Annotated in this window: 8 protein-coding genes, 1 tRNA gene, 1 other RNA gene and 2 pseudogenes; 5 read left to right on the forward strand and 7 right to left on the reverse strand. The window is 38.3% G+C overall.

Annotated features, from left to right (window positions below):
- Nucleotides 1-75 precede the first annotated feature (75 nt).
- Nucleotides 76-463, forward strand: a transfer-messenger RNA (tmRNA) gene (gene ssrA, locus EA365_16200).
- A gap of 6 nt (nt 464-469) precedes the next feature.
- Here ssrA and EA365_16205 read toward each other — a convergent pair.
- The 3 genes and pseudogenes from EA365_16205 to EA365_16215 form a co-directional block, all read right to left on the reverse strand.
- Nucleotides 470-1,651 (reverse strand): annotated as a pseudogene (locus tag EA365_16205) (glycosyltransferase).
- A 37-nt stretch (nt 1,652-1,688) separates the two neighbouring features.
- A tRNA-Arg gene (locus EA365_16210) sits at nt 1,689-1,761 on the reverse strand.
- A gap of 345 nt (nt 1,762-2,106) precedes the next feature.
- Complete coding sequence (locus EA365_16215) at nt 2,107-3,561, reverse strand: aminotransferase class I/II-fold pyridoxal phosphate-dependent enzyme (protein ID TVQ42036.1); 1,455 nt, start codon at nt 3,559-3,561, stop codon at nt 2,107-2,109.
- Nucleotides 3,562-3,574: 13 nt separating this feature from the next.
- Between EA365_16215 and ychF the strand changes: the two genes are divergently transcribed.
- The 3 genes from ychF to EA365_16230 all read left to right on the forward strand — a co-directional run bounded on the left by ychF (nt 3,575) and on the right by EA365_16230 (nt 5,950).
- A complete protein-coding gene (gene ychF, locus EA365_16220; protein ID TVQ42037.1) occupies nt 3,575-4,666 on the forward strand; it encodes a redox-regulated ATPase YchF in 1,092 nt (363 codons plus the stop codon).
- A gap of 33 nt (nt 4,667-4,699) precedes the next feature.
- Entirely contained in the window at nt 4,700-5,062 is a 363-nt protein-coding gene (locus EA365_16225) for a phage holin family protein (GenBank protein TVQ42038.1), read from the forward strand.
- Nucleotides 5,063-5,365: 303 nt separating this feature from the next.
- Complete coding sequence (locus tag EA365_16230; protein ID TVQ42039.1) at nt 5,366-5,950, forward strand: ribonuclease HII; 585 nt, start codon at nt 5,366-5,368, stop codon at nt 5,948-5,950.
- Nucleotides 5,951-6,057: 107 nt separating this feature from the next.
- Here the strand turns inward: EA365_16230 and EA365_16235 are convergent.
- Together EA365_16235 and EA365_16240 are read right to left on the reverse strand one after the other, a co-directional pair.
- A pseudogene (locus EA365_16235) lies at nt 6,058-6,394 on the reverse strand (DUF4351 domain-containing protein).
- A gap of 241 nt (nt 6,395-6,635) precedes the next feature.
- The gene (locus EA365_16240; protein ID TVQ42040.1) at nt 6,636-7,217 is read right to left on the reverse strand and encodes a DUF1997 domain-containing protein; all 582 of its coding nucleotides are present in this window, start codon (nt 7,215-7,217) and stop codon (nt 6,636-6,638) included.
- 124 nt (nt 7,218-7,341) lie between these two features.
- On the opposite strand from EA365_16240, the gene pheA reads away from it, so the two are divergent.
- Nucleotides 7,342-8,187, forward strand: coding sequence for a prephenate dehydratase (pheA, locus tag EA365_16245; GenBank protein ID TVQ42041.1), 846 nt, complete (start codon nt 7,342-7,344; stop codon nt 8,185-8,187).
- Here the strand turns inward: pheA and EA365_16250 are convergent.
- Both EA365_16250 and EA365_16255 read right to left on the reverse strand, forming a co-directional pair.
- Nucleotides 8,184-10,685 carry a 4Fe-4S binding protein gene (locus tag EA365_16250; protein TVQ42042.1) on the reverse strand — a complete coding sequence of 834 codons (2,502 nt, stop codon included), beginning with the start codon at nt 10,683-10,685 and terminating at the stop codon, nt 8,184-8,186. The two genes, pheA and EA365_16250, sit on opposite strands and share 4 nt — an antisense overlap.
- A 191-nt stretch (nt 10,686-10,876) precedes the next feature.
- The coding region (locus EA365_16255) for an IS200/IS605 family transposase (protein TVQ42043.1) at nt 10,877-11,026 on the reverse strand (150 nt) is incomplete at its 5' end.

An 11,026-nucleotide genomic window follows, 5' to 3' on the forward strand; every position in this document is an offset into this window, starting at 1 on the left:
TTACCAAGGCAATAATTTGTTACATTACTTGTTGACATTACTAAAAAATTGTGTATATAATAAGAATAGGCTCAAGGGGCCGTAACGGTATCGACAGGTTGGCGAAAGCTGAACCGTGATGCAGGTCGAGAGGGAGTTGTCTCTCGTAAATAAAAGACTCAAACAAAACGTAACTGCGAATAACATCGTACCTTTTGCTCGTAAAGCAGCAGCTGTTGCTTAATAACCTCTAATCGGTTCGAGCGTTCGTAGTCTGACTCCGTTAAGGGCTACGGACAAACCCCAACGGATGCACCCACTAGTTACCTCTGGTTGACTAGTTCGGTAAAGACTTTACCAGAGACTCCCATCGCTAGGAACAAGTAGCGTTTCCTGCTCTGAGGATTAGAAGGGCTAAACCTGTGAATGAACGTCAAGTAAATACCCAATTTGGACAGCAGTTCGACTCTGCTCGGCTCCATTATAAATCTAAGATACGTTGATATTGAGCAGCTAAACTCTCCCAAGTGTAGTCTGCTTCAATCATTCGACGTGCGTTAACAGATAGTGTAGCTCTGAGTTGCTCATCTGTAAAAAGCTTATTTATACTAGTGACATATTCTGAGATAGTATTAGCTCGTAAAGCTAGTAAAGGCTGTTCTACTTTAAGTCCTTCCAAACCGCGATCGCTTCCTACTACTGGTGTGCCCGCTGCCATATATTCTAGAGTTTTAATCTTCATACCAAAACCACTACGCAGAGGGGCTATAGCTACGGTAGCTTGATGGAGGTATTCTACCACACTAGGAACTCTACCAGTAACGGTGATTCCTGGAGATTGTTGAGTTAAAGCGATTACCTCGGGAGTAGGATTAGCGCCAACGATGGTTAAACTAGTTGCGGGAAAATCCTGCTGTAATAAAGGTAAAATTTCCCGGGCAAAAAAACACACAGCATCGATATTGACTAGATAGTCTAATCCTCCCACAAAAATGAGGTTATAGCCTCCTGGATCACGATTACGGTAAGGAAATAAGCTCAAATCTACTCCATTGGGAACAATGGTAATAGGGGTAGTAGGGGCAAATAAACTCATTTGTTCTGCATCTTCGTCAGTGGTAACGATAATCTGACTAAATTTAGTTAAGATTTGTTGTTCATAACGACGTAATAGGGGTAAATAAAGGCGATCGCGCCAAGGATATTCAGAGGTTTTAGTGACTAAACCATTTTGACAGGTTTTAAAGACAGAACTATGAATATTAATTAGGGTTTTTAGTTGTTGTTTCCACTCAGGGCGAATATAAATTTCATTAACACTATGTTCACAGGTAATTAGTTCAAACTTCTGCTGGAAAATAGCCTGATCTAACCAATCTTGAATATGGGGATTATAGAGAGATTTAACATGAGGAGGAATTCCCTGATACCAAGCTTTGATCAAGCGATTAATCTTACTCCAAGGATAATTAGTTACAGGTTGATTGGGTAAGAAAACTTGTAAATCATGGACGTATTCCCGCAAATTTTTAATATCTATTTCAGTGACTGTCTTAGCAACTTGCGTAATGAGAGTAACCTGATGATTTTGAGCGATATATTTTAATAAATTAAAGGTTCTATTCTGCGTACCTCCTTTAGTAGGGGGATAAGGAAAAGTAGAAGAAATCATTAATATTTTCATCGTGGCGAGGCAAAATCACTTAAAACGAGCACGGCAGGAATCGAACCTGCGACACCTAGAACCGGAATCTAGTGCTCTATCCCCTGAGCTACGTGCCCACTAAACTTAAGTATAGCAGGGAATGGGTACTCATGCAAGAGATGGGGGAGAGGGGGAGATGGGGAAGAGTCGTAATTCTTAATTCGGAATAATACCTAACTCCAGAGGTAATATAGCGCTACTTGAATAGGCACTCAGGCAAAAGGCACTCAGGCAAAAGTCAGACTAGTAATGGGTTTCATAATTTGAAAATGTCAAACACCTTAGCTTGTACTGCTATATCATGTCCGTTTAATTAATTATAATAAAGTTTTTCCTTGGGATCTTCATCTTTTTCTCTTGCCTGTTGCCTGTTGCCTTATCTCACTTTTATCGTAAGTATTCATCCGAACTTGATATAAGATCTAAATTACAGTAGTTATTTGTTCTAAACTTTCATCTTGACAACCCGTAATTATTGCTCCATTTTTTTTCACTTCTAACAAATAAGAGATCGCTTCACTAGTAATTTTTTCTCCTGGAAGCAGAATTGGTATTCCTGGGGGATACGGACATATTAATTCTGCGCTAATCTCTCCCACAGACTCGGTTAGAGGCTGTACTCTTTTATGTGCAAAAAAAGCTGCTCTGGGGGTTTTAGACTGTGTTAGAATGGGAAATGAATAAGGTAACCTGGGTTCATCTTGACTTTTTTGAGGTAAATTTTGTTCGAGTCTTTGTAAACCAAGGGTTAGAGCATGTATATCTGTCTGTGTATTGCCTATACTAAAAATGAAGGTGAGAGATTTTTTTAAAGGGAGCTCTGGAGTTACGTTATACTGATTTCGTAGTATAGTGTCAGCTTCATAACCAGAGAGGGGTGAATCAGGGAGCAAAACGGTTAAACGAGTAGAATCAAGTTGATAATGTGAAGATAAATACTCCTGAGTGAGGATATTGAGACGAGATAATTTATTAAGGTCATTTTTAGCTAATTGGGTTAGGTGGAGAGTGTGAGTTAAAAGTTGTTCTCCCTGTATAGCCATTTGTTGTCTAGCAGCATCCAAGGAAGCGAGTAAGAGATAACTAGGGCTAGTAGATTGCACTAAACCGAGAGCTTGATTAAGAGCATCAGCATTAATGCGGTTACCCTGTAGATGCAATAAAGAAGCTTGAGAGAGAGCACCAAGGGTTTTATGGGCGGATTGAACGCTTAAATCAGCGCCCCTACTCATAGCTGAGGGTGGTAAATCAGGATGAAAGTGCAAATGGGCGCCGTGGGCTTCATCTACAAGCAAGGGAATGTTATAACTGTGAGTAATTTGGACAATAGAGGCTAAATCAGTACAGATACCCTGATAAGTGGGATAAACCACCATTACTGCTTTAGCGTCAGGATGTTGAGCCAGGGTAGAAGCGATCGCTTCAGGAGTGATACTAGAGACTAAATCCCATTGGGGGTTATATTCGGGTTGGATAAAAATAGGCATAGCCCCAGAGAGAATTAAGCCTGAGATTACCGAACGATGGCTATTGCGTGGTAAGATAATCTTGTCTCCCTCTTGGCAAGTAGCCAGAATTGCAGCAATTATGCCACAGGTTGAGCCATTAACCAGAAACCAAGTCTGACTAGCACCAAAAGCAGCAGCAGCGAGAGATTGGGCTTCGGCGATGACTCCTGTAGGTGCAAATAAGTTATCTAGTTCGGGTAATTCGGGTAAATCAGCTTTAAAAACTTGATGACCTAGTAAATCGGCTAAAAGAGGATTAATACCTTGACCCCGTTTATGTCCTGGAGCGTAGAAAGCAGCATCAGGCTGAGTACTGAGAATGCCCAACTGTTCTATAATGGGTGTTTTGAGTTGATTTTTTATTACCATAAATCTTATTATTATGCTTAGAGCTGGAATTGTTGGACTCCCTAACGTTGGTAAATCTACACTATTTAACGCCTTAGTAGCTAATGCTAAAGCAGAGGCGGCTAATTTTCCTTTTTGTACAATCGAACCTAATGTAGGGGTAGTGTCTGTACCTGATGAACGTCTAGAGGTTTTAGCCAAGATTTCTGCTTCTGAGAAAATAGTGCCAACCCGTATGGAATTTGTGGATATCGCGGGTTTAGTCAAAGGTGCGAGTAAAGGGGAAGGATTGGGTAACCAATTTTTAGCCAATATCAGGGAAGTAGATGCGATCGTTCACGTTGTGCGTTGTTTTGACGATGATGATATTATCCACGTTTCTGGTTCAGTAGATCCAGTGCGAGATATTGAAGTAATTAACCTAGAATTAGCTTTAGCCGATTATACTCAAGTAGAAAAACGCCTGGAAAGGGCGCGTAAACAAGCGAGAACGAGTAAAGAAGTGCAAGCAGAAGTTGCAGTCTTAGAAGAGATTAAAATAGCCTTAGATGAGGGTAAATCGGTACGTAATCTTAACTTAGGGGAAACAGAAATAGAATTAATCAAACCCCTAGGATTACTAACACAAAAACCGATTATTTATGCTGCTAACGTCTCAGAAGAAGACTTAGCTACAGGTAATCAATGGGTAGAATCTGTACGTCAAGTAGCAAGTCAAGAAAACGCTGAAGTAGTGATAGTTTCTGCTCAAGTAGAATCAGAATTAGTAGAGTTATCAGCAGAGGAGAGAAAAGATTTTCTAGAGTCTCTTAACGTGACTGAAGGGGGATTAAAATCTTTAATTAAAGCTACTTATAAACTATTAGGTTTACGTACTTATTTAACCACAGGACCAACAGAAACCCGAGCTTGGACTATTATAGAGGGTATGAAAGCACCAGCTGCAGCAGGAGTGATTCACACAGACTTTGAACGGGGTTTTATTCGCGCTGAAACCGTTGCTTTTGAAGATTTAGTTAATTCAGGGAGTATGAATGCAGCTAAAGAAAAAGGTTTAGTGCGTAGTGAAGGCAAAGAGTATGTAGTCAAAGAAGGTGACGTCATGTTATTTAGATTTAATGTATAGTAAATTTAAACTGAATTCTAAAGAGTCAATTCTATGAATAGCATCATTTCCCTAGTGATCTTCTGGTTAGTGACAGCAGTTGCTTTGTATCTTGTTTCCCTCTTACCTTTTGGTGTAGAAATCGATAGTTTCCCTAAAGCTTTAATCTCTGCTATCGTGTTTGGTTTAGTGAATGGGATTATCGGGATCATCGCTTTTCCCTTTAACTTTATTACCTTTGGGTTATTTAGTTGGTTCTTTAATATTATCGCTTTTGGTATAGCTGCTTGGTTAGTACGAGGGTTTAGATTAAGAATGGGGATACTCAGTGCGATTTTAGGTGCTTTTAGTTTGGCGATCGTTAGTTCACTAATTAACTATGTTATCGACAATTTTATCTTTCCCGTAGTTAGCTAAGCTCAGTTTAAGGGCGCAATATTTGCGCCTCTAATTCTCTACAAAACATATACAACTTGCTTTAATTTTATTTTGTGCATTTTTAGCCTTTATAATCAAAATCAAATTAAAGGACGTTCCACTGGTTTTAACTGGTTAGATACTAGAACTTCTCGTCAATCCACAGTACATTACTCTTATGCTAAGGTCATCTTTAATTTCTGGGTTAATTAGTTTATCTAGTTTCGAGGTGGACATAGTGCAAAATTCTCGCTTATCTGCTAAGATTAGACCTCGAGGATTTAAGAGAATAATGTTAAGCTTTTGTTACCTTCTGATCAGTTAATAGCGGGAGTCGATGAAGTAGGACGAGGTTGTTTATTTGGTCCTGTGGTAGCAGCAGCTATAGCAATTCCTAGTGAGGATATACCAAGTTTGATAGCTTTAGGGGTAAAAGATAGTAAAAAGATTTACCCACCTAAACGTATTCGTTTAGCGACTCAAATCAAAGAAATAGTCAGAGGAGTAGGAATTGGTTACGCTACTGTAGCAGAAATCGAACAGATAAATATTCTACAAGCTTCTTTAGTAGCTATGGGTCGAGCTGTGTTAAAGTTACCTGTACAACCTCAATTATGCTTAGTTGATGGTAGGTACACAATTCCTAATCTTAATCTACCCCAAGAAACTATGATTAGAGGTGATCAACTCTCACCAGTTATCGCAGCAGCTAGCATTATCGCTAAGGTATGGCGAGATGATTTGATAATCCGTTGGTCACAACATTATCCCATGTATGATTTAGCTAATAATAAGGGTTATGGTACTATTAAACATCGTTTAGCTTTACAAGAGTATGGAGTTTCTCCTCAACATCGTCTTTCTTTTTTAAGTAAGTTTTTATACTAATAAATATATATTTTTCATTGCCTTGTAATCTCATCAATTTAGACTTGGATTCTTCGATATGTTCTTGTGTTAACATTTAACTAAGTTCCTTTAATAATATAATATAATTATTTCGTGTTAATTAACCATTTTTCCAAATCTAATAAGTTTTGAAAATCAAGTAAAGCTTCTCCCAAGTTTTCTAATTCTTCTACCGATAAATTACTAATTCTCTCAGTTATATCTTGAGGAATTATACCGACTCTTTTTTCCTTCTTGTTTCCCTCTTGCTTCGGCTTCAGCTTGTATTTCTTGATAAATTACTGATTCTTTCATGATTTCTTGCTTCAATACTCTATTTATTAAGATTTTATCTAAAACTAATCCTGCCAGTATTGCCGTACTAGCTGTAATATTACTTTATTCTGCTTGGTCTGTTTGAGATAGTACGGCAAATGGTAACAAGCCAGATGATTCCCAGAACTGTTCTGAGGGGACTTCCCAGAGACGAACTACATCAAATTAGTCATTAGCCCGTAGGGTGCGTTCCTAGAAACTCTTGTGAATTGTAGATGACAACCTATTAGCGAACGCACCATCTTGATGATTAATTAGGTGGGTTACGCTGTCGCTAACCCCCCCCCCTACGATTTCGACTAATTGCGATTCCTTTATGCTAATTTTAGGGTAACTCACAATAAATTAATTAAGCTAATAAGTTTTCTGAAGACTCCCGAAGGGTTATTAATTCTTGTTGGTTACTTTCTGCCCAAATGAGATAATCTTGGACTAGATGAGATAATATTCTTTGTTTGATACGTAATAAAACGCTTTTAAGTAGTCCATTACCCGTTATCTCTAACAAGGGTTTAGGAGTTAACCATAGGGGTGGAGGTAGTGCAACTTTTACCTCTAGATTAGCTTTCCCTCTTAAATAGGTTTGACCATTTTGTTCTATGGGGGATAGTTTTCCGCTAACATACAGAGAAAAGCGACTATTGATATATTCAATTCCCCTAATCTCGCAATCTTCTGACTTGAGGTAAACATTACCTTTGGTATCTGGGGTAACCCTTAACAACACTGTAGGTTGGAAATGGTAGATATCTAGGAAATTGAGAGGACGCATTTTCAGACGGAATCTTTCTTCTGAGAGTTGTTCCATCAGATTGGGGTTGGCGATCGCTTTTACGAGTCTTTGGGGTTGACGGAGGTAGTGTTGAATTGGTATCTCTTGTTGTTGTACCTTGATTTCTACGGTTTCTGTAGCCCTAAATTCAATCTCCATGTTCTTAATATTTTTTTAACTTCTATCTTAATATTACTTTACATTTATTCAAAGTGTAAAGACTTGACTATCAAGATTAGACTGTTTTGACAATCAACTTAAAACTTGCTGACAAAAATTTACAATGACTAAGACGATCGCTTATCTAGGACCACAAGGAACATACACAGAAACTGCTACCATAGGATATCAAACCTGGTTAGAACAACAAACAACCGAAGATTATCAATTAGTCCCCTATGCTAATATCTTAAAAACTTTACAAGCGGTAGTGGATAGAGAAGCTAAACTAGCAGTAGTTCCCGTCGAAAACTCTATTCAAGGAAGTGTAGCGATTACCCTAGATTTGTTATGGGAATTAGAAGGTTTACAAATTCAACAAGCCTTAATTTTACCAATTAGCCATACCTTAGTTTCCCATAATCCCGACTTAGATAAACTAAAAACGGTTTACTCTCACCCTCAAGCTTTAGGACAATGTCAAAGATGGTTAGACAAACATCTACCCCAAGTAGAACTAATCCCCACCAATTCTACCACAGAAGCATTAGGTCATTTACGGAAAGAAACTACAGCAGGAGCGATCGCTTCTCAACGAGCTGCGAGGTTATACAATATACCTATACTAGGGATGAATATTAATGACTATCCTGATAACTGTACACGTTTTTGGGTGGTAGGGTTAGAAAAGCAACAGTCCAGGGGAAGTCATATTTCTTTAGCCTTTAGTGTACCAGCTAATATACCTGGTAGTTTAGTTAATCCTCTCTCTAGTTTAGCTAGTCGTAAGATTAACATGAGTCGGATTGAATCTCGTCCTACTAAAAGAACTTTGGGTGAATATTTATTTCATATTGACTTAGAGGGTTGTTTGACTGATAGTAATGTCCAATCAGCCTTAGATGAGTTGCAAGAGAATACAGGTGTTTTAAAAATCTTCGGCAATTATAGTGTTTTGTCGCTGAATTAATGCAAACACCAGAAAGCAACGGTTAAAAATAAACAACTCAAATGCTGGGGTAATAACAGAGTTAAGGGTTGTTTAGCTATTTTTTGCGTTAAAACGATAGTGAGGATAAACCCTAGTAGCAGAGTTACTCCTTGTAAAAAAGCAATTACCGCAGGATGAGCCACTAAGATAGGTAAACCCGTTATATTCACACCAAAAGTAGTCATCGTAATGGGGAGAATTTGTCCTGCTTCGGTTAAACCCAGAGGTAAATAGTAGGCTAAATTAGCAGCTAAAACTAAGGGAAGATAACCATAGGCTAACTCCACAAAACTACGAGGTTTAAGCTTAATAATAGAGTTACTGATTAGACGGATATTGAGATAACCAACCACAGGTATTAACAGGGGAAGAGTTAACGCGGCGATCGCCAAGCAACCATGTATAGTAAAATCATCTAAAGACAGGTTTAAGTTTAACCAAGCCAATAACTTAGGTAACTGGTGTAAAAATACGCCATTGAGTAAGAGAAATAATAAAGCTACCTCATAAACTCTTGGGGTATGAGTTGTCCATAACTCTATTCCAGGAGGACGTAAATTCAATTCTACCGAACGATGGGGACAAGCCTTTAAACAAGTCATACAGAGTACACAATCGCGGTTATCCTCTAATTGTGCAGGATGAGAATAGAGAGGACATCCGAGAGTAGCTAAACCTTCTCCTTTTTGTGGACCACCCTTATAACATTGATAGGTGGTGCATTCCGCTGAGCATATTCCTTGTTGCGCACGTAATTCTGTTATGGCTAATTTAGCAAATAAACCATTCATACCGCCAATGGGACAAAGATAACGACACCAGAAACGACGTTCAAAAATAGCTGAGAAAATCATCGCACCTGCGGTGATTAACAACAGTAAACAAGCAGACAAATAAGCGGTATTAGGTAAATCCCATAACTCTTCCCAAAGATAAATCAGGGTAAACAAACCAAAGAGAAACCAACCACCGTATTTTTCAGCCTTTTGTTTGGGCCAAGTTTTGAGTTGACGAGGAAACAACCACAGAGAAAGTTTTTGGGTTACTTCTCCATAAATCATAAAAGGACAAACCGCACACCACAGACGACCGACAAAAGGAAATCCCACTAAAATCAAGGGCCACCACCAAGCCCAAAATAAGTTTAAAGCAAAATTACTGTCTCTAGTTTGTGGACCTATAAATAAAATAACCACAATAAAAGCAAAAACTCCTAGGGTAAAACCATAGTTAATGCGAGTGGGCCACCAATCACTACGTAAAAAATGGCGTAATTGGGGATAAGCGTTTAACAGATTCCAACGAAATTGCTTTTTCTTGCTTTGAGAGGGCCAGATAATCTCTTCGGTGAGTAAATTACCTTGTCCTAACTGTACCATTGCTCTATCTACCAGGTTATGTAATTCTCGTATATTATTAGGAAAATCATAACCTTGTAACCGTCGTAAAGCCTCTGGAGTAATCTCGGGTTGCTCTCTACCTTTAGCTCGGGAAATTAAAGTACTGTAGTAATTAACCGTATCTTCTAAATCAGCTTTTCTAACCCTTAAGGGGGGAACTTTGATGGTTTTAGCTACTAAAGAATCAATAGAGGGGATAGTTTTTTCCGAAATTAAGATAATTCTGGCTTGAGACTTTAGGGGTGTAGGAGATGGTTGCTCACTATTAACCACAGGAGTATATACTCCTTGTTGGATTAGGTTAGCTAGGGGTTGGAGTAATTCGGTGGGTAATTCCTGAATATTGTTAAAGACAATTGTACCTAAACCCGTTGCTTCGATTAAACCTGGTTTACCACCTGCTCTGCCAAATAATTCTGCTCCACTAGCTTGGATAGTGTTACAATTAACCTTGATAATGGTTTCTCGTCGTAAAGGTGAACCAAAGTGGATTAAAGCAGCTATATTGTCTTTTTCTAAACCTGGTTCGCCAAAAATAAGTACAGATTCTCTAGTTTTGGCGACTTCTTTGATTTGTTGACGTAATCTTTGTGCGTAGCGACTTCTCCCGATGATACCTCGTTTAGCTTTAGTAACTAGATAAGGACGTAAAATCAGCGAACGCTCTTGAGTAAAGATTAATTGATTAGATAATTCGTTTATTTCCGTGAGTAATTGTTGAGAAAAGGCTTGATTTATTTGGGGATATTGGGTTACTAACTCTGTAAAACTGTTTTTATCCAACCACCATAACTCACAATCACTAAGAGTAATAATAGTTTGAGAGACTAACTGATTCAGAAGCAGGGCTTCCTGATTAATGACTGTTCCAGGTAATAAACTGCTATAATAAGACTCAGCACGTCCTGACCTCAAAATATATAAGCCATCTGCTCCTGTATTAGCACTAACTAGAGTCTCATTAGCTCTCAAATGTTTTTGTTGCAATAAAGGAGCGATCGCTCTTAAAACTTCTTCACTGAGTATATTTAAAGCAGTTCTTTCTTGTAACCAAGTTACTAAATCAGGAATATTCATGATTAATCCTTTAGATTTTACTGTTCCCCTATTTCTACTGGGATTGATTATCCTAGCTGCTGTGTTTTTTAGTTTGGATTGGTAATGACCATTTTATCAGTTGTCAAACCTGATCATACCTTGCTTTTTAGCTTAACCGCGAGAAGCCTCAAGCTTTATTTTCTCAAATAAGCGTGAGATGAATCGCGTCCTTATTTTATTTCATCTTGATTCTGTATATAAGTTTTAAGGGTTGAAATAGTAACACCACCACAACTAGCCACAAAATATGAACCATTCCAAAATACATCTTTATGGTAGCTTTGCTCTATCTCAGGGAATTCTTGTCTTAACCTTCTACT

It is taken from the genome of Gloeocapsa sp. DLM2.Bin57, from assembly GCA_007693955.1.
GTDB lineage: Bacteria > Cyanobacteriota > Cyanobacteriia > Cyanobacteriales > Gloeocapsaceae > Gloeocapsa.